This is a genomic window from Pseudomonas kilonensis (assembly GCF_001269885.1).
Taxonomy (GTDB): Bacteria; Pseudomonadota; Gammaproteobacteria; order Pseudomonadales; family Pseudomonadaceae; genus Aquipseudomonas; species Aquipseudomonas kilonensis.
Window position 1 is genome coordinate 22,588 of the sequence record NZ_LHVH01000028.1, and the last position, 18,201, is coordinate 40,788.

15 protein-coding genes are annotated in these 18,201 nt (G+C 61.9%); 5 read left to right on the forward strand and 10 right to left on the reverse strand.

The window, feature by feature from the left end:
• Positions 1 to 91: 91 nt before the first annotated feature.
• From AD662_RS21460 to AD662_RS21480, 5 genes are all read right to left on the reverse strand, one after another.
• Positions 92 to 628 carry a C40 family peptidase gene (locus AD662_RS21460; protein WP_053189703.1) on the reverse strand — a complete coding sequence of 179 codons (537 nt, stop codon included), beginning with the start codon at positions 626 to 628 and terminating at the stop codon, positions 92 to 94.
• Positions 629 to 792: 164 nt separating this feature from the next.
• On the reverse strand, positions 793 to 1,419 hold the full coding sequence (locus tag AD662_RS21465; RefSeq protein ID WP_053189704.1) for a C40 family peptidase: 627 nt from the start codon (positions 1,417 to 1,419) through the stop codon (positions 793 to 795).
• 212 nt (positions 1,420 to 1,631) lie between these two features.
• Positions 1,632 to 2,336, reverse strand: a complete 705-nt coding sequence (gene hda, locus AD662_RS21470; RefSeq protein WP_003178999.1) for a DnaA regulatory inactivator Hda — start codon at positions 2,334 to 2,336, stop codon at positions 1,632 to 1,634.
• Between the two features lie 169 nt (positions 2,337 to 2,505).
• Positions 2,506 to 3,579 carry an AI-2E family transporter gene (locus AD662_RS21475; protein ID WP_053189705.1) on the reverse strand — a complete coding sequence of 358 codons (1,074 nt, stop codon included), beginning with the start codon at positions 3,577 to 3,579 and terminating at the stop codon, positions 2,506 to 2,508.
• Positions 3,580 to 3,611: 32 nt separating this feature from the next.
• Entirely contained in the window at positions 3,612 to 4,670 is a 1,059-nt protein-coding gene (locus tag AD662_RS21480) for a DUF2066 domain-containing protein (RefSeq protein ID WP_053189706.1), read from the reverse strand.
• 366 nt (positions 4,671 to 5,036) lie between these two features.
• On the opposite strand from AD662_RS21480, the gene purM reads away from it, so the two are divergent.
• The 4 genes from purM to AD662_RS21500 all read left to right on the forward strand — a co-directional run bounded on the left by purM (position 5,037) and on the right by AD662_RS21500 (position 8,045).
• Positions 5,037 to 6,095 (forward strand): phosphoribosylformylglycinamidine cyclo-ligase, encoded by a 1,059-nt coding sequence (purM, locus tag AD662_RS21485; RefSeq protein ID WP_018610352.1) that lies wholly within the window; start codon positions 5,037 to 5,039, stop codon positions 6,093 to 6,095.
• On the forward strand, positions 6,095 to 6,745 hold the full coding sequence (gene purN / locus AD662_RS21490; RefSeq protein ID WP_018610350.1) for a phosphoribosylglycinamide formyltransferase: 651 nt from the start codon (positions 6,095 to 6,097) through the stop codon (positions 6,743 to 6,745). Before purM ends, purN begins: the two co-directional genes overlap by 1 nt.
• An 8-nt stretch (positions 6,746 to 6,753) precedes the next feature.
• Positions 6,754 to 7,467 (forward strand): DUF3108 domain-containing protein, encoded by a 714-nt coding sequence (locus AD662_RS21495; protein ID WP_018610347.1) that lies wholly within the window; start codon positions 6,754 to 6,756, stop codon positions 7,465 to 7,467.
• 383 nt (positions 7,468 to 7,850) lie between these two features.
• Positions 7,851 to 8,045 (forward strand): hypothetical protein, encoded by a 195-nt coding sequence (locus AD662_RS21500; RefSeq protein ID WP_053181103.1) that lies wholly within the window; start codon positions 7,851 to 7,853, stop codon positions 8,043 to 8,045.
• A 187-nt stretch (positions 8,046 to 8,232) separates the two neighbouring features.
• Here AD662_RS21500 and AD662_RS21505 read toward each other — a convergent pair whose 3' ends face one another.
• The 5 genes from AD662_RS21505 to cysM form a co-directional block, all read right to left on the reverse strand.
• Positions 8,233 to 8,772, reverse strand: coding sequence for a DUF2058 domain-containing protein (locus AD662_RS21505; protein ID WP_003204668.1), 540 nt, complete (start codon positions 8,770 to 8,772; stop codon positions 8,233 to 8,235).
• Between the two features lie 26 nt (positions 8,773 to 8,798).
• Positions 8,799 to 9,632 carry a nucleoside triphosphate pyrophosphohydrolase gene (gene mazG / locus AD662_RS21510; RefSeq protein ID WP_053189707.1) on the reverse strand — a complete coding sequence of 278 codons (834 nt, stop codon included), beginning with the start codon at positions 9,630 to 9,632 and terminating at the stop codon, positions 8,799 to 8,801.
• Between the two features lie 202 nt (positions 9,633 to 9,834).
• Positions 9,835 to 12,081, reverse strand: coding sequence for a GTP diphosphokinase (relA, locus tag AD662_RS21515; RefSeq protein WP_003204671.1), 2,247 nt, complete (start codon positions 12,079 to 12,081; stop codon positions 9,835 to 9,837).
• A gap of 100 nt (positions 12,082 to 12,181) precedes the next feature.
• Positions 12,182 to 13,552, reverse strand: coding sequence for a 23S rRNA (uracil(1939)-C(5))-methyltransferase RlmD (gene rlmD / locus AD662_RS21520; RefSeq protein ID WP_053189708.1), 1,371 nt, complete (start codon positions 13,550 to 13,552; stop codon positions 12,182 to 12,184).
• Entirely contained in the window at positions 13,552 to 14,454 is a 903-nt protein-coding gene (cysM, locus tag AD662_RS21525; protein ID WP_003204682.1) for a cysteine synthase CysM, read from the reverse strand. The genes rlmD and cysM overlap by 1 nt, the downstream gene beginning before the upstream one ends.
• Positions 14,455 to 15,271: 817 nt before the next feature.
• On the opposite strand from cysM, the gene AD662_RS21535 reads away from it, so the two are divergent.
• Positions 15,272 to 18,022, forward strand: coding sequence for a response regulator (locus AD662_RS21535; protein WP_018610335.1), 2,751 nt, complete (start codon positions 15,272 to 15,274; stop codon positions 18,020 to 18,022).
• The last annotated feature ends 179 nt before the right edge of the window (positions 18,023 to 18,201 follow it).

An 18,201-nucleotide genomic window follows, 5' to 3' on the forward strand; every position in this document is an offset into this window, starting at 1 on the left:
TTGCCCGCGATGAAGGCGATGCGGTCTTTCAGAGATCGAGGTGCCTGTTTCGCGAGCAAGCTTTGCTCCCACAGATCAGGGCAACAACAACTCAGGGATTGCGCGCCAGGTGTTCCGGCTGCAACACACGCTTGGCGCCCAGATAGGCCTTCTGCCAATAAGCCTTGGACAGGCTATCGAGCTTGACCGTACCCCCCGTGGCCGGCGCGTGGACGAAACGCCCCTCGCCGACATAGATCCCGGCATGGCTGACCTGGGAACCGCCGTTGGTGGCGAAGAACACCAGGTCACCGCTCTGCAGCGCGTCCTTACCCACTTCAGGGGCCCGCATGCTGATCATTTCCCGTGTGGAACGTGGCAGGGCAATACCCGCAGCGTCGCGGTACACATAGCCAATCAGGCCACTGCAATCAAAACCCGAATCCGGCGTGTTACCACCCCAGCGATAAGGCGTGCCCACCAGGCCAAGCGCCCGGAAGAGTACATCTTCGGCGGCCGGAGAAAAGGGTTGCGCGGGAGCAAAGACTATCGGAGCCCGCACTGGAGCAGGCGGCGGTGGAGTGCGGCTGGCGCACGCGCTGAGCAGCACGGCGAGAAACATGAGAGCGAGGCGGGCCGACGTCGACATATGCAGAACAATCCTGATCTGGATGCGGCTTTTCTGCCGTGGGCATGAAAACAAATCCGCCTGCGGAGTACGCAGGCGGATTGCCATCAAACAATGATCAGGATTCTAGCGACTATATGGCAAACTTCAAGTAAGACTTTAAGTTTGCCTTACAAACTGTGTGCTTACTTGCGGGCAGTAACCACAGTCGGTGCCATGGCGAGGGCGCGCTTGGCTTCGATGAAGGTCTTGTTCCAGTAGCTGTCGCCCAGGCTGTCGATCCGCACGCCACCGCTGCGGCGGCTGCTGGAATGGATGAACTGGTTGTCGCCCAGGTAGATACCGGCGTGGCTGACACGACCGCGACGACCGTTGGTGCTGAAGAACAGCAGGTCACCGGGTTCCAGTTGGTTGCGAGCCACCAGTGGGGCGTTCACGTTGATCATTTCGCGAGTGGAACGCGGCAAGTTCATGCCGGCCTCTTCGCGGAACAGATAACCAATGAAACCGCTGCAATCGAAGCCGGCTTCAGAGGTACCACCAAAACGGTAGCGGGTACCGATCAACGACATGCCGCGTTCCAGGATGCTGTCAGCCAGTACTGGAAGCTGGTAAGGCTTGCTGCCGGCGAAGGCTGCGAGCTCTTTGTCGGAGGCCATTTCTTCCTGGAACGCAACGGAGGAAGACTGGGCGGTAACGGTATTCTTGACCTGAGGTTGTGGCGCTTGCTGGGTCACTGGAGAGTGGGCAGCGCAACCAAACAACAGGGTAACGAGTGCGAGAGGCACGAGGGGTGCGAAGCGATTTAGCATGGGCACGACCGTGGCTGAAGTAGTAAAGATGGCGAGACTATGCCTTCTATCAACCTCATTTGCAAATTCAATCGATGCAAATGTGACTTCTCGGTTTTACGTTTACATCTAAGCGCTTAAGCCCATTTTGAACGTCTCGTGGCCTGCCGCCCAGCAGGACCGCGGGTTTCGCCGCGTCCAGAGCAGGCGAAGAGCCACTACTTGCAACGGTTCTACCAGCCCAAAGTTTCTTTCAAAAAAGGAATAGTCAGCTTGCGCTGGGCCTGGAGTGAGGCCTGGTCGAGGCGTTCGAGCAGCTCGAACAACGCGCTCATGCTGCGGGTGCCCCGGGTGAGGATGAAATGCCCGACTTCGTCGGTCAGGTGCAGGCCACGCCGGGACGCGCGCAGCTGCAAGGCACGAAGTTTGTCTTCGTCGGAGAGCGGGCGCATCTGGAAAATCAGCGCCAGGGTGAGACGGGACTTGAGGTCCGCCAGCTTCACCGGCAGCTCCCGTGGCGACGTCGACGCGGCGATCAGCAAGCGCCGACCGCTGTCGCGCAACCGATTGAACAGGTGAAACAGCGCTTCTTCCCAGTCAGCCTTGCCGGCCACGGCCTGGAGATCGTCCAGGCAGACCAGTTCGTACTGTTCGAGGTTGTCGAGGATTTCAACGCCGCGATCGAGCAACTCGGCCAACGGCAGGTACACCGCCGGTTCGCCCAATTGCTCGAACCGCAGGCACGCGGCCTGCAACAGGTGCGTGCGCCCTACCCCGTCCTTGCCCCACAGATAGATCAGGCTTTCGGTCCAGCCGGCGTCGGCTTCGCAAAGCCGCTCAACATAGCCGAGTGCTGCGGCATTGGCGCCTGGGTAGTAATTGATAAAGGTGGCGTCATCACGCAGACGCACACCTAGGGGCAGCTGAATCGGTTTCATGCTGACTGAACAGTTCCCAAGGAACCGTTAGTGGCCTCTGTGTAAAGTGCGCAAAGTTTATACCCGTGGCGCGGACCGCACAATGCGCCGGACCACGAGCAAAATCAAAGGTTTGCAGCGGTAAGACAGCGGAGCGGCGGTTTCCCTGACGCTCCGCCCGACATTCGCCCTACAGATCAGGGTCTTCGGCGCCACTATAGATGTCCGAATCCTTGTACAAATCGTGCATATGACGCACCAGCACCATGATCACCGCCGCCACCGGCAGCGCCAGCAGGATCCCGGTGAAGCCGAACAACTCGCCCCCCGCCAGGATCGCGAAGATCACCGCCACCGGATGCAGGCCAATGCGGTCGCCCACCAGCAGCGGCGTCAGCACCATGCCCTCCAGGGCCTGACCGACCATGAACACCGCGACGATGCCCACCATCGGGTACAGGTCGCCGCCGAACTGGAACAATCCGGCGATCAATGCCGCGCCAATACCAATCACAAAACCCATGTACGGCACGATGGCGGCCAGGCCGGCGATCAGGCCGATCAACAGGCCCAGCTCCAGGCCCACCAACATCAGCCCTGCCGCGTAGATGAAACCCAGGGCCACCATCACCAGCAGTTGCCCGCGCACGAACGCCCCCAACACTTCGTGGCATTCGCCGGTCAGGGTCATGATGCGTTCTTCACGGTGACGCGGCAGCAGACTGCGAATCTTCGCCATCATCAGGTCCCAGTCCCGCAGCAGATAGAAGGCCACGACCGGAATCAGCACCAGGTTCGCCAGCCAGCCGATCAACGCCAGGCTCGAGGCCGTGGCCTGGCTCAACACCACGCCGACGATATCGGTGGTCTGGCCCATGTGCTCGCTGATGGCCGCCTTGACCTTGTCAAACTTCCAGAAACCGTCCGCCAACCCCAGCTTCGACTGCACCCACGGCACCGCGCTGTGCTGCAACCAATCGAGCATCTGCGGCGCCAATTCGTACAGGCGCAGCAGTTGCTTGGCGAGCATCGGGATCAGCACCAGCAACAGCGCGCCCACGATCAAGGTGAACAGCGCAAACACCGCCACAACGCCCCAGGTTCGCGACAGGCCGAGTTTTTCCAGGCGATCCACCACCGGGTCGAACAGATAGGCCAGCAGCAGCGCAACCAGGAACGGCGTAAGGATCGGATGCAGCAAATAGATTAGCGCAATCAGCAGGGCAACCCCGCCCAACCAGAACCAACGCCGCGTATCGCCCATGAACCACTCCTAGCTATATAAAGAAAGAAAACCTACCAGCGGAACCGCAGATTGGCTGCCGGCGCCGGCACAGGTGCTGCAACCGGGGCCGAGCCATCGGCGGCGGGCGGCGCCACTGGCACTGGCGCGACGGCCTCGCCGGGCGGGATCTCCTGCAGTTTCGCCAGGGCCAACTGCGCCTTCAGTTGTTCGGCACTGCCGTTGACCCGATAGACGATCCGGTCGCCTTCGACCCGCTGCAACTGCCCACCAAATGGTTCGAGCAAACGCCCAAGCGCCGCATACCGCTCAAGGTTCATGCCCTGCACCTCCAGCAACTGTTCAGTCGCCACGCCCGGCTTGGCGACGAAGCGTGGCGCCAGGCGCTGGTTCACCGCCAGCATCACCGCGTCAGCCAGTGCGGCCGGATCGGCGCCCTGGGCAGTGCCCTGCTCACGCTGCTCGCCCAGCCACAAGCGCCAGGTGCCGTGCCACTGTCCACCCTCTTCCTTGGCATGGACCGCCAGCAAGGCGTCTGTCGCGTAGCGCTCCGAGGCATCGCGCAAAGGCGCCGGGTCGCTGCCTTCCAGGTTGGGTGCGGTGGCAACGATCTGCTCGCTCAAGTCCGCCAGCGGCAGGTGCAATGCCAGCCCCCGATGCTGGGCGGCACGCCGCAATGGCGTGGCGCTGGCCTGGCCATCGCCCACCAGGCTGGAGCCCTCGGCTGAGTCGTTCAGCCACCAGCCCAGGATCGATGGCCGGTTCGCGCTCCACAGCGACAAACCTGCCGAGCGCAATGCCCGGTCGGTGCTCGCCGGGTCGAAGTCCACCTTGAGGCTTTCCGGCGGGCCGGCGTCGTAGCCATATTGAAGAATGATCTGCTGCGGGTCCTGGCGCAGCGCCGCCAAGCCGGGATTCTGGGCAGCCTTGGCGTCGCCGGTCAGGCGCAGCACCAGCGTGTCCAGGGCGCGTAGCGTCGCCTGGTTGCGCTCCTCCGGCGTCTGGCTGGTGACCGGTTCGAGCACTTGATAGAGGCCATTGACGGTTTCGGCATGGCTCGCCAGGCTGATCAGCGATAAGCAGCTCACGGACAAGAATTTGAACAAACGCATGGAAGATTCCCGGACATAACGGCTGGAACAGGCCGTGTGAAGAAGATTGAGCATGGCTGTGACCACAGCAACCGGCAAAACATTCACACGCCCGGTGGAAGTTTCGCACGGTCATCACCATAACCGGTTACCGCTACACCTTATACAGACGCGCTACGCAGTACCAATATAAGAAATATCGGTTTTTTTCCGTGGATATGTCCCTGCCCGTCGGCGCGAGGATGGCCGCTGCCCCTCAAGCCTGATAAAATCGCGCGCCTTCGCAGACCGGCAATGGCTGGGCTCCCGGAATAATTCGTACAACGGTTATTCAATGGCCCCGGCGTCGGTCGTTACCCAGAAATCCCCCCCCTAAAGGCCTGGATCATGAGCAAGCAACCCTCCCTGAGCTACAAGGACGCCGGTGTAGACATCGACGCCGGTGAAGCATTGGTCGAACGCATCAAGAGCGTCGCCAAGCGCACTGCGCGTCCGGAAGTCATGGGCGGCCTGGGCGGTTTCGGCGCCCTCTGCGAGATCCCGGCCGGCTACAAGCAACCGGTCCTGGTCTCGGGCACCGACGGCGTCGGCACCAAGCTGCGCCTGGCCCTGAACCTGAACAAGCACGACAGCATCGGCATCGACCTGGTGGCCATGTGCGTGAACGACCTGGTGGTCTGCGGCGCCGAGCCGCTGTTCTTCCTCGACTACTACGCCACCGGCAAGCTCAACGTCGACACCGCCGCCCAGGTCGTGACCGGCATCGGCGCTGGCTGTGAGCTGTCCGGCTGCTCCCTGGTCGGCGGCGAAACCGCTGAAATGCCTGGCATGTACGAAGGCGAAGACTACGACCTGGCCGGCTTCTGCGTCGGCGTCGTGGAAAAGGCCGAGATCATCGACGGCTCGAAAGTCGCCGCTGGCGATGCCCTGCTCGCCCTGCCGTCCTCCGGCCCGCACTCCAATGGCTACTCGCTGATCCGCAAGATCATCGAAGTTTCGGGTGCCGACATCGAAAACACCCAGCTCGACGGCAAGCCACTGGCCGACCTGCTGATGGCCCCGACCCGCATCTACGTCAAGCCGCTGCTCAAGCTGATCAAGGACACCGGCGCCGTCAAGGCCATGGCCCACATCACCGGTGGTGGCCTGCTGGACAACATCCCGCGCGTGCTGCCAAAAGGCGCCCAGGCCGTGGTCGACGTGGCGAGCTGGACCCGCCCGGCGGTGTTCGACTGGCTGCAAGAGAAAGGCAATGTCGATGAAACCGAAATGCACCGCGTGCTGAACTGCGGCGTGGGCATGGTCATCTGCGTGGCCCAGGAGCACGTCGAGACGGCCCTGAACGTATTGCGTGAAGCAGGCGAGCAGCCTTGGGTCATCGGCCAGATCGCTATCGCGGCCGAAGGCGCTGCACAGGTCGAGCTGAAAAACCTTAAGGCGCACTGATGTCCGCAACCTGTGACGTGGTGGTGCTGCTGTCCGGCACCGGCAGTAACTTGCAGGCCTTGATCGACAGCACACGGACCGGCGACAGCCCGGTCCGTATCCGCGCGGTGATTTCCAACCGCGCCGATGCCTACGGCCTGCAACGCGCCAAGGAGGCGGGTATCGACACCCGCGTCCTGGATCACAAGGCGTTCGAGGGCCGCGAAGCTTTCGACGCCGCGCTGATCGAGCAAATCGACACCTTCAATCCGCAACTGGTGGTCCTCGCTGGCTTCATGCGCATCCTCAGCGCTGGCTTCGTGCGTCACTACCAGGGCCGCCTGTTCAATATCCATCCCTCGCTGCTGCCCAAATACAAAGGGTTACACACTCACCAGCGGGCGCTGGAGGCCGGAGACACGGAGCACGGCTGCTCTGTGCACTTTGTCACCGAGGAACTCGATGGCGGACCACTGGTCGTACAGGCAGTAATACCGGTAGAGTTGCACGACACGCCGCAAAGCCTGGCGCAACGGGTTCACACCCGCGAGCACCAGATCTACCCGATGGCCGTGCGTTGGTTTGCCGAAGGAAGGCTGACCCTCGACGATCGCGGTGCCTCACTGGACGGCCAGTTGCTCGCCGCCAGCGGCCATTTGATTCGATACTAGGAGATTTTATGCGTCGCGCCCTGCTCTTCGCTTGCGCTCTGCTTGCCTTGCCCCTGGCACAGGCCGCAGACCTTCAACCGTTCTCCGCCAGCTACACCGCCGACTGGAAACAGTTGCCCATGAGCGGCACTGCCGAGCGCAGCCTGACCAAGGAAGCCAACGGCACCTGGAAGCTGAGCTTCAAGGCTTCGATGATGATCGCCAGCCTGACCGAAGAAAGCACCCTGACCCTGGACAAGGACACCCTGCTGCCGCAGTCCTACCACTTCGAACGCGGTGGCCTGGGCAAAGCCAAGAAGGCCGACCTGGACTTCGACTGGAACACCAAGATGGTCACCGGCACCGATCGCGGTGACGCGGTCAAGCTGCCGCTCAACCGTGGCATGGTCGATAAATCCACTTACCAGTTGGCCCTGCAGCACGACGTGGCGGCAGGCAAGAAAAGCATGAGCTATCAGGTCGTCGATGATGGCGAAATCGATACCTATGACTTCCGCGTGCTGGGATCGGAAAAGGTCGACACCAAGGCCGGCCAGATCGAGGCGATCAAGGTCGAGCGCGTGCGCGACCCGACACAAAGCAAGCGCATCACCGTGCTCTGGTTCGCCAAGGACTGGGACTACCTGCTGGTGCGCCTGCAACAGGTCGAGACCGACGGCAAGGAGTACAACATCATGCTCCTGGACGGTACGGTCAACGGCAAGGCTGTGAAAGGCAGCTGATTGACGCCGATAACAAGAAGCCCCGCCGATGCGGGGCTTTTTATTTGCCAGGACTTCATGACCACCCAATGACCCTGTGGGAGCGGGCTTGCTCGCGAAAGCGGTGTGTCAGACAAAGCAGCTCCATCTGATACACCGCTTTCGCGAGCAAGCCCGCTCCCACAGGGGGCTTGCGCTCACTCAAGGCTTGCCGCTGCAACATGAAACCTTTTTCATGAACAACACCTGCGACCGAATGCCGCGCACTGCCTGGCCTGCAGGATTGCTGCGCTTTCCATGAAAATTTCTTAACACGCCGAAGCATTTACTTAGCACGCTACCAAAATCTATAACAAAGCCCTGCACACGCCTTGCTGCAGATAACAGAGATTGGAGCTTGCAAGATGACTGTGAAAGTAACTGAACGCGACGACGCTCACATGTCCCACGAAGGCATTGCCGCCGGTATCCGGATCTGGGATGTGCATCAACAGGATTTACTGGTGGGGATGTTCCACTCCGAAACGGACGCCCACAGCTACAAGGCCGAGCTGGAGTGTGAGGAGCGGCAGCGCTCGCGTGAGATAGCAGAATCCTGAACAACACAAACCCCTATGGGACTTGTGCCTGTGGGAGCAAAGCTTGCTCGCGATAGCACTGTGTCAGACAGAAAAATATTGCCTGATACTGCGCTATCGCGAGCAAGCTTTGCTCCCACAGGCTCCCACAGTTTTTCTGGAGGCCTCTGCAGATGCTCCAAGTTGTGCGTTTAGCTTACAGCCCCGCTTACCACATCAAATCATCAGGAATCTGATACGCCGCGTACGGATCATCGGCATCCACTTCTTCGGTCTGGGTGTTGAGCTGGACGATGCGCTGGGGGTCGCGCTCCTGGATCTTCAGGGCCGCCTCGCGCGGGATCACTTCGTAGCCGCCGGCATGGTGGACAATCGCCAGCGAGCCACTGCTCAGCTTGTTGCGCATCAGCGTGTTGACCGAGATGCGCTTGACCTTCTTGTCGTCGACGAAGTTGTAATAGTCCTCAGTGGTCAGCTTCGGCAGGCGCGAGACTTCGATCAATTGCTTGATCTGCGCGGCCCGAGCCTTCTGCTCGACCTTTTCCTGCTGCTGACGGTTGAGTTCCTGGTCGCGCTTGACCTTTTCGGCCATCGCCTCCTGGGCGGCACGCTGCTGGGAGTCATCCAGTTCGATCTGGCCTTTATGGGCCAGGCGTTGCTGCTTCTGTTTCTCTTTGCCGACCTGCTTGGCCTGCTTTTGGTTGACCAGCCCTGCTTTGAGCAACTGGTCGCGAAGGGAAAGGCTCATGGTGCTTACTCACTTAGGCAACGGCCTCAGCCACAGCTGGGCAAATTCTTTTCCTGACGTTTGGCTTCGCCCCACAAGGCGTCCAACTCTTCGAGGGTGCAATCTTCCATGGGACGGTGGGTGTCGCGCAATGCCTGTTCGATAAATCGGAACCGCCGCTCGAATTTTCCGTTGGCGTCGCGCAGGGCGGTTTCCGGGTCGACCTTGAGGTGGCGAGCCAGGTTCACCACGCTGAACAGCAGGTCACCGATCTCGTCGCTGATGGCCACCGGATCATTGTCGGCCATGGCTTCGAGCACTTCGTCCAATTCCTCCCGGACTTTGTCGAGCACCGGCAACGGGCCTGGCCAGTCGAAACCAACCTGAGCCGCACGCTTCTGCAACTTCGCCGAACGGGACAACGCCGGCAGCGCCCCCGGCACATCGTCGAGCAACGACAACTGCTCGGGCGCCGCGACTTTCTCGGCCCGCTCCTCTGCCTTGATTTCCTCCCAGCGCTGCTTGACCTGTTCTTCGCTCAGGCGCGGGATATCCACAGGCGCATACAGGTCACCGGTAGGAAACACATGGGGATGGCGACGGATCAGCTTGCGGGTGATGCTGTCGACCACGCCGGCGAACTCAAAGCGGTTTTCTTCCCGGGCCAGTTGGCTGTAATACACCACTTGGAACAACAGGTCGCCCAACTCGCCCTGCAAGTGATCGAAGTCGCCGCGCTCGATGGCATCGGCCACTTCGTAGGCTTCTTCCAGGGTATGAGGGACGATGGTCGCGTAGGTTTGCTGGATGTCCCACGGGCAGCCGTACTGCGGGTCCCGCAGGCGGTTCATCAGGTGGAGCAGGTCTTCAAGGCTGTACATTAAATCCGTCTCATCACACAAAGCCCTGTGGGAAATAATCCATAGGAGCAGCCTGTGGTGAGAGAGCCTGTGGGAGCAAAGCTTGCTCGCGATTGGGGCTGTGGACCCAACCCATATAGAGGCTGACCCACCGTTATCGCGAGCAAGCTTTGCTCCCACAGGTCAGCTCCCACAGGCTTTCTCCCACATTAGTGGTTAGGGATCACCCCGGCGTCCGGTTACGCCGGGTCTCGATGATGTTCGGCAACTGGGAAATCCGCCCCAGCAACCGCCCCAGCGCATCCAGCCCCGGAATCTCGATGGTCAGGGACATCAGCGCGGTGTTGTCTTCCTTGTTCGAACGGGTGTTGACCGCCAGTACGTTGATCCGCTCGTTCAGCAACACCTGGGACACGTCACGCAGCAGACCGGATCGGTCGTAGGCGCGGATGACGATGTCCACCGGGTAGGTGAGCACCGGCACCGGGCCCCAACTGACCTGGATGATCCGCTCCGGCTCGCGACCGGCCAGTTGCAGCACCGAGGCACAGTCCTGGCGGTGAATGCTCACGCCACGGCCCTGGGTGATGTAGCCGACGATCGCATCCCCCGGCAATGGCTGGCAGCAGCCGGCCATCTGGGTCATCAGGTTGCCCACGCCCTGGATCTGGATATCGCCGCGCTTGCCTGGCTTGTAGCCGGTGGCCTTGCGCGGGATCAGCTCCAGTTGCTCGTTGCCCCGCTCCGGCTCCACCAGTTGCTGGGCCAGGTTGACCAACTGCGCCAGGCGTAGATCGCCGGCACCGAGGGCGGCGAACATGTCCTCGGCGGTTTTCATGTTGGCTTTTTCGGCCAGCTTGTCGAAATCCACCTGCGGCAGGCCCAGGCGCCCGAGTTCACGCTCGAGCAAGGTCTTGCCGGCGGCGACGTTCTGGTCGCGAGCCTGCAACTTGAACCAGTGGACGATTTTCGCCCGTGCCCGCGAGGTGGTGATGTAGCCCAGGTTCGGGTTCAGCCAGTCGCGGCTCGGCGTACCGTGCTTGCTGGTGATGATCTCGACCTGTTCACCGGTCTGCAGGCTGTAGTTGAGCGGTACGATCCGCCCATTGATCTTGGCGCCACGGCAGTTGTGGCCGATCTCGGTGTGGACCCGGTAGGCGAAGTCCAGCGGCGTCGCGCCCTTGGGCAGGTCGATGGCGTGGCCGTCGGGGGTGAAGATATAGACCCGGTCCGGCTCGATATCGACCCGCAGCTGTTCGGCCAGGCCGCCGATGTCACCCAGTTCCTCATGCCACTCGAGCACCTGGCGCAGCCAGGAGATTTTCTCTTCGTAATGGTTGGACCCGGACTTGACGTCGGTGCCCTTGTATTTCCAGTGGGCGCAGACGCCCAGTTCGGCCTCCTCGTGCATGGCATGGGTGCGGATCTGCACTTCCAGTACCTTGCCCTCGGGGCCGATCACGGCGGTGTGCAACGAGCGATAGCCGTTTTCCTTGGGGTTGGCGATGTAGTCGTCGAACTCCTTTGGAATGTGCCGCCACAAGGTATGGACGATCCCCAGCGCGGTGTAGCAGTCGCGCATTTCCGGGACCAGTACGCGAACGGCGCGAACGTCGTAGATCTGGCTGAATTCCAGGCCCTTGCGCTGCATTTTTCGCCAGATCGAGTAGATGTGCTTGGCCCGGCCACTGATGTCGGCTACCACGCCGGTGGCCTGCAACTCTTCGCGCAGTTGGGTCATCACATCGGTGATGAAGCGCTCGCGATCCAGCCGCCGCTCATGCAACAGCTTGGCGATCTGCTTGTACTGATCGGGCTCCAGGTAGCGGAAGGACAGGTCCTCCAGCTCCCACTTGATGTGACCGATGCCGAGACGGTGGGCCAGGGGTGCATAGATGTCGAACACCTCCCGGGCGACGCGATTGCGTTTTTCGTCATCGGCAGACTTCACGGCGCGGATGGCGCAGGTGCGTTCGGCCAGCTTGATCAGCGCGACGCGCACGTCGTCGACCATCGCCACCAGCATCTTGCGCAGGTTTTCCACCTGGCCCTGGGTGCCCAGCACCATCGATTGGCGCGGGCTGAGGCTGGCACTGATGGCGGCCATGCGCAGCACGCCGTCGATCAGCTTGGCCACCACCGTGCCGAAACGCTGGCTGACCACCGGTAGCTGGATCTGCCCTTCGCGCACGCCGCGGTACAGCACCGCCGCCACCAGGGAGTCCTGGTCGAGCTTGAGGTCAGCGAGAATTTCGGCGATCTCCAGGCCCGTCTGGAAACTCGAGGTGCCTTCGGACCACAGGTTCTTCGCCGCGTTGTGTTGCTGCTCCGCCTCGCGAGCGAACTCGCAGGCGGCTTTCAAGGCTTCGCGATCCAGTGCCATGTCGACGCTGACCGCATGATCGAGCCAAGCCTCGAGATTGATACTGCCGTCAGTGTTGATCGGCTGGTGTGCTCTCACCTGTACCATCTTTACTTACCTTCCCTACGACGCAGATTCAATGCGTCAACTTCGCTGACCTTCATGCCCGTGTTTGCGCCCAGGACTGTGGCGGGTTGGCACGAACGGGTCAGTCGGACAAGCCATCCTGGCTCGCTTCAAATAACGCCATGGCCTCGACATGTGCCGTTTGAGGAAACATATCGAGAATCCCGGCACGTTTTAACCGGTAGCCCTGCTTGATCAGTTCGACCGTATCCCTGGCCAAAGTTGCCGGGTTGCACGATACATAGACCAACCGCTTGGCACCCAGGGACGACAGCTTGCGCACCACCTCGAAAGCACCGTCACGGGGTGGGTCCAAGAGTACCGCAGAAAAGCCTTCGCCGATCCATTCGGCATCGGCCAGAGGCTGGGATAAATCAGCCTGAAAAAAGGCAGTGTTATTCAAATTGTTGCTGACGGCATTGGCCGCCGCACGGTCCACCATGGTTTGCACGCCTTCGACGGCCACTACCTGGCGCACGCTTTGGGCCAGCGGCAAGGCAAAATTGCCCAGCCCACAGAACAGATCCAGCACCCGTTCCTCGGGGCGCGGCGCCAGCCATTGCAAGGCTTGGGCGATCATCGCTTCATTGACCCCGGCGTTCACCTGGATGAAGTCCCCCGGCCGGTACGCCAGCTCAAGGTCCCAGGCATCCAGGCGAAACCCCAGGGCCTGCCCGGGCTCGACCGGTTGCGGTTCACCTTCACCGTGCAACCACAACTGGGCTTCATGGAAAACGCAGAAGTCCTTGAGGATCGTCAGGTCGGCCTCCGACAGCGGCGCCATGTGGCGCAGCAATACCGCGAGGGACGAACCGGCGAACAACTCCACATGCCCCAGCGCCTGGGGTTTGCTCAAGCGACGCAGCATCTCCGGCAGGCGGCTCATGATCGGCTGCAAGGGCTGTACCAGCACCGGGCAATCACCGATGGCAACGATGTCCTGGCTGCCGACGGCACGGAAACCGACTTCGAGTTTTTTCGCCTTCTGGTCCCAGCGCACCGCCACCCGGGCGCGACGCCGATAACCGAACTCCGGCCCGCTCAGGGGAGCGGCCCATTCCTCTGGCACCACCCCGGCCACCCGCGACAACTGCTCGGCGAGCATGCGCTGTTTCAGGGCGAGTTGTTCGTCATGGGGCAAATGTTGGACGCTGCAACCGCCGCAGCGACCGGCATGAACACACGGCGCCGCACGCCGCAGCTCACTGGGCAGGAACACCCGCTCGGTGCGCGCCTCGACCACTTTGCCATGGGCACCGAGCACCCGCGCCTCGACTTCTTCGCCGGCCAGGGCGCCGATGACAAACCAGGTGCGCCCCTCGACAAAGGCGATGCCGCGGCCATCGTTGGCCAGGCGCTCAATGGTCAAGCGCTGCTTTTTACCGGTGGGCACTTGCGGGGCCCGGCTTCCGCCGCTGGGCTGGAAGCGCAAGCCTCTTTCTTGTTTGGCCATCAGTTGGGCGCGTCGAAAATGCCGGTCGACAGGTAACGGTCGCCACGGTCGCAGATGATCGCGACGATCACCGCATTTTCAACTTCCTTGGACAGGCGCAGCATCCCCGCCACGGCACCGCCCGAAGACACGCCGCAGAAGATGCCTTCTTCGCGAGCCAGGCGACGGGTCACGTCCTCCGCTTCGCTCTGGGCCATATCAATGATGCGATCCACGCGCTCGGCCTGGTAGATCTTCGGCAGATACTCTTCGGGCCAGCGACGAATACCGGGGATGGCCGAGCCTTCCATCGGCTGCAGGCCGATGATCTGCACGTTCGGGTTCTGTTCTTTGAGGTAGCGCGAGGTGCCCATGATGGTGCCGGTGGTGCCCATCGAGCTGACGAAATGAGTGATGGTGCCGTCGGTCTGGCGCCAGATCTCAGGGCCGGTGGTGGTGTAGTGGGCCTCGGGGTTGTCGCCGTTGGCGAACTGATCCAGCACCTTGCCACGGCCCTCGGCCTGCATGCGCTCGGCCAGGTCCCGGGCGCCTTCCATGCCCTCCTCCTGAGTCACCAGGATCAACTCGGCACCGTAGGCCGTCATCGCCGCCTTGCGTTCGGCGCTGGAGTTGTCGGGCATGATCAGGATCATCTTGTAGCCCTTGATCGCCGCCGCCATCGCCAGGGCAATACCGGTGTTGCCGGAGGTCGCCTCGATCAGCGTATCGCCGGGCTGGATCTGCCCGCGCAATTCGCCACGGGTGATCATCGACAGCGCCGGCCGGTCCTTGACCGAACCCGCCGGGTTATTCCCTTCGAGCTTGAGCAAAAGCGTATTGGTGGTCACGCCGGGCAAGCGTTGCAAACGGACCAGCGGAGTGTTGCCGACGCAATCGGCGATGGTTGGGTACTGCAGAGTCATGGCGTATTCGCAATCCGGACTGCGGGGGCGCCTATCATACCGGCAAACCTGGCGCGGCCATATCACGCAAAGTAAGGGGGTTATGGCTTATGGGAATAAGCGAGGCGTGTGCTGCGTTGCGGGGGAGCTTGTCTACTCGCCACCGGATCCTCGCGAGCGCCTGATACTCAGGCCCATGTAGTCGATTCGGTACTCCACAGAATGCTTTTCCTACAGATCTGAACGGTCAAATCGTGCATGCATATCTGTTGTAAGCACCGTCTGTAAGCACTCTTCCTGCCTGTTTGTGGGTTCGTTCCTTTTGTATTGGTAACCAAGCGGTCAAGGCTATCTGGCTTTACACCGTGTTCTTTACAGTCGCACCGCTAAACGTACGAGCAAGATGCAGAGCAATAACGATGGTCAACGCGAAACAAAAAGATCCACAGACCAGCGCCCGACAGGCCTGCGGGCAACGCTTGCGCAACCTATTGGAAGAGTACGACATCGCCCCGTCGGCTTTTGCCGAGGTACTACGTGTTAGCCCTCAATGCCTGACGAACTGGAGCGTGCGGGGTGTGCCTCGGTTGCGGATGGCGCAATTGGCGCGCTTGCTGAGTGTCAGTGAAGTTTGGCTGGCGATTGGGGAGGGAGAACGGACATGTGACCTCCATCGGGAGGTAGAGCAGGATCGAACGGGTTTCCAGGGTTGAGACTGGTGATGCACGGCGGACACGAATTTTACAAAGATCCCCCGCCCGCAAATCGCTACACTGCGCAGGTAATGCGTGCCGGATGCGCGCACCGCTCAATCAGACGCTGGATGCAGGAGACAAGTGTGCTCAAGAAACTGGGAATCAAAGGCCGCGTGCTGTTGCTGACCCTGTTGCCGACCAGCCTGATGGCGCTGGTCCTGGGCGGCTATTTCACCTGGATGCAGCAATCGGACCTGCACGCCCAGTTGCTGCAACGTGGCGAGATGATCGCCGAACAACTGGCCCCGCTGGTCGCCCCGGCCATGAGCCGCCAGGACACCGATCTGCTGGAGCGCATCGCCACCCAGTCCCTCGAACAGGCGGACGTGCGCGCCGTAACCTTCCTCGCCCCCGACCGCATACCGCTGGCCCACGCCGGCCCGACCATGCTCAACCGGGCGCCGGAGGGCAACAGCACGCAGCTACTGCAACGCACCGGCAACGACGCCACGCGCTACCTGCTGCCGGTATTCGGCAAGCACCGCAACCTGGCGGGCGAACTGATTCCCGAAGAAGCCGACCGCCTGTTGGGCTGGGTCGAGTTGGAGTTGTCCCACAGCGGCATGTTGCTGCGCGGCTATCGCAGCCTGTTCGCCAGCCTGCTGCTGATCGGCGCCGGCCTGTGCCTGACCGCGTTGCTGGCCCTGCGCATGGGCCGCACGATCAACCGTCCACTGAGCCAGATCAAGCAGGCCGTGGCGCAACTCAAGGACGGCCATCTGGAAACCCGCCTGCCGCCGCTGGGTAGCCAGGAGCTGGATGAACTGGCCTCGGGCATCAACCGCATGGCCAGTACCTTGCAGAACGCCCAGGAAGAATTGCAGCACAGCATCGACCAGGCCACCGAAGACGTGCGCCAGAACCTGGAAACCATCGAGATCCAGAACATCGAGCTGGACCTGGCTCGCAAGGAAGCCCTGGAAGCGAGCCGGATCAAATCCGAGTTCCTGGCGAACATGAGCCATGAAATCCGCACGCCGCTCAACGGTATCCTCGGCTTTACCCACCTGTTGCAGAAAAGCGAACTGACCCCGCGCCAGCTCGACTACCTGGGCACCATCGAGAAATCCGCCGACAGCCTGCTGGGGATCATCAACGAGATCCTCGACTTTTCGAAGATCGAGGCCGGCAAGCTGGTGCTCGACAACATTCCGTTCAACCTGCGCGACCTGCTGCAGGACACCCTGACCATCCTCGCCCCCGCCGCCCACGCCAAGCAGCTGGAACTGGTGAGCCTGGTCTACCGGGACACGCCGTTGTCGCTGGTGGGCGATCCGCTGCGCCTCAAGCAGATCCTCACCAACCTGGTGAGCAACGCCATCAAGTTCACCCGCGAGGGCACCATCGTCGCCCGGGCCATGCTCGAAGACGAGCACGAAGACAGCGTGCAGTTGCGCATCAGCATCCAGGACACGGGTATCGGCCTGTCCAACCAGGATGTGCGAGCGCTGTTCCAGGCGTTCAGCCAGGCCGACAACTCGCTGTCGCGGCAACCGGGTGGCACCGGGCTGGGCCTGGTGATTTCCAAGCGCCTGGTGGAACAGATGGGCGGGGAAATCGGCGTCGACAGCACACCGGGCGAAGGTTCGGAGTTCTGGATCAGCCTGCGCCTGCCCAAGACCCGTGACGATGCCGAAGACCTGCCAGGCCCGCCGCTGCTGGGCCGGCGCGTGGCGGTGCTGGAGAACCACGAACTGGCCCGCCAGGCGTTGCAGCACCAGCTCGAAGACTGCGGCCTGCAAGTGACGCCGTTCAACACCCTGGAAAGCCTGACCAACGGCATCACCGTCGCCCACCAGACCGATCAGGCCATCGACCTGGCCGTGCTGGGCATCACCAGCAACGACATGCCACCGGAGCGCCTCAACCAACACATCTGGGACCTTGAGCACCTGGGCTGCAAAGTGCTCGTGCTGTGCCCCACCACCGAACAGACCCTGTACCATCTCTCGGTGCCCAACCCTCACAGTCAGTTGCAGGCCAAACCCGCTTGCACCCGCAAGTTGCGCCGCTCGCTTTCCGACCTGGTCAACCCACGCCCGACCCGCAGCGAACCCCATGAACCGGTTTCCAGCCGCGCCCCGAAAGTGCTGTGCGTGGACGACAACCCGGCCAACCTGTTGCTGGTGCAGACCCTGCTCGAAGACATGGGCGCCAAGGTGCTGGCGGTGGAAAGCGGCTATGCGGCGGTCAAGGCCGTACAGAAGGAAACCTTCGACCTAGTCTTGATGGACGTGCAGATGCCCGGCATGGACGGGCGCCAGAGCACCGAGGCGATCCGCCAGTGGGAAAGCGAGCGGCACTGCACGCCGCTGCCGATCGTCGCCCTCACCGCCCACGCCATGGCCAACGAAAAGCGCGCCCTGCTGCAAAGTGGCATGGATGATTACCTGACCAAACCCATCAGCGAGCGGCAACTGGCCCAGGTGGTGCTCAAATGGACCGGCCTGGCCCTGCGCAACCAATCGCCGGAGCGCGGCGGCGACGCCCAGGGCAGCAGCGAACTGCTGGTGCTCGATCACGAAGAAGGCCTGCGCCTGGCCGCCGGCAAGGCCGACCTGGCGGCGGACATGCTGGCGATGCTGCTGGCGTCCCTGGAAGCCGACCGCGAAGCGATCCGCCAGGCCTGCGAGGCCAACGATCACAACGCGCTGATTGAACGCGTCCACCGCCTGCACGGCGCCACCCGCTACTGCGGCGTACCGCAATTGCGGGCGGCCTGCCAGCGCAGCGAAACCCTGCTCAAGCAACAGGATCCCAAGGCCGCCGCCGCCCTGGAAGAATTGGAGCGGGCCATCAACCGCCTGGCGAGCGAGGCGCGTATCAGCGCCTGATCCAGGGCAATACCCTTGGAACCGGAATCGCTGAAAATCCATGCTCCGACCCCGGACCGTAGGAGCTGCCGAGCGAAGCGAGGCTGCGATCTTTTGATCTTTTGATCTTTCGCTTGCGACTCAATTGTCAGCGTAAAGATCGCAGCCTCGCTTCGCTCGACAGCTCCTACAGGCTAGTT

Excerpts from the sequence above, each read along its gene's own strand:
- cysM (WP_003204682.1), bottom strand. The coding sequence starts at position 14,454 with ATGACTCTGCAGTACCCAACCATCGCCGATTGCGTCGGCAACACTCCG.
- AD662_RS21505 (WP_003204668.1), bottom strand. The coding sequence starts at position 8,772 with ATGAGCCTTTCCCTTCGCGACCAGTTGCTCAAAGCAGGGCTGGTCAAC.
- purM (WP_018610352.1), top strand. The coding sequence starts at position 5,037 with ATGAGCAAGCAACCCTCCCTGAGCTACAAGGACGCCGGTGTAGACATC.
- relA (WP_003204671.1), bottom strand. The coding sequence starts at position 12,081 with ATGGTACAGGTGAGAGCACACCAGCCGATCAACACTGACGGCAGTATC.
- AD662_RS21465 (WP_053189704.1), bottom strand. The coding sequence starts at position 1,419 with ATGCTAAATCGCTTCGCACCCCTCGTGCCTCTCGCACTCGTTACCCTG.
- purN (WP_018610350.1), top strand. The coding sequence starts at position 6,095 with ATGTCCGCAACCTGTGACGTGGTGGTGCTGCTGTCCGGCACCGGCAGT.
- AD662_RS21480 (WP_053189706.1), bottom strand. The coding sequence starts at position 4,670 with ATGCGTTTGTTCAAATTCTTGTCCGTGAGCTGCTTATCGCTGATCAGC.
- hda (WP_003178999.1), bottom strand. The coding sequence starts at position 2,336 with ATGAAACCGATTCAGCTGCCCCTAGGTGTGCGTCTGCGTGATGACGCC.
- mazG (WP_053189707.1), bottom strand. The coding sequence starts at position 9,632 with ATGTACAGCCTTGAAGACCTGCTCCACCTGATGAACCGCCTGCGGGAC.
- AD662_RS21500 (WP_053181103.1), top strand. The coding sequence starts at position 7,851 with ATGACTGTGAAAGTAACTGAACGCGACGACGCTCACATGTCCCACGAA.
- AD662_RS21460 (WP_053189703.1), bottom strand. The coding sequence starts at position 628 with ATGTCGACGTCGGCCCGCCTCGCTCTCATGTTTCTCGCCGTGCTGCTC.
- AD662_RS21495 (WP_018610347.1), top strand. The coding sequence starts at position 6,754 with ATGCGTCGCGCCCTGCTCTTCGCTTGCGCTCTGCTTGCCTTGCCCCTG.
- rlmD (WP_053189708.1), bottom strand. The coding sequence starts at position 13,552 with ATGGCCAAACAAGAAAGAGGCTTGCGCTTCCAGCCCAGCGGCGGAAGC.
- AD662_RS21475 (WP_053189705.1), bottom strand. The coding sequence starts at position 3,579 with ATGGGCGATACGCGGCGTTGGTTCTGGTTGGGCGGGGTTGCCCTGCTG.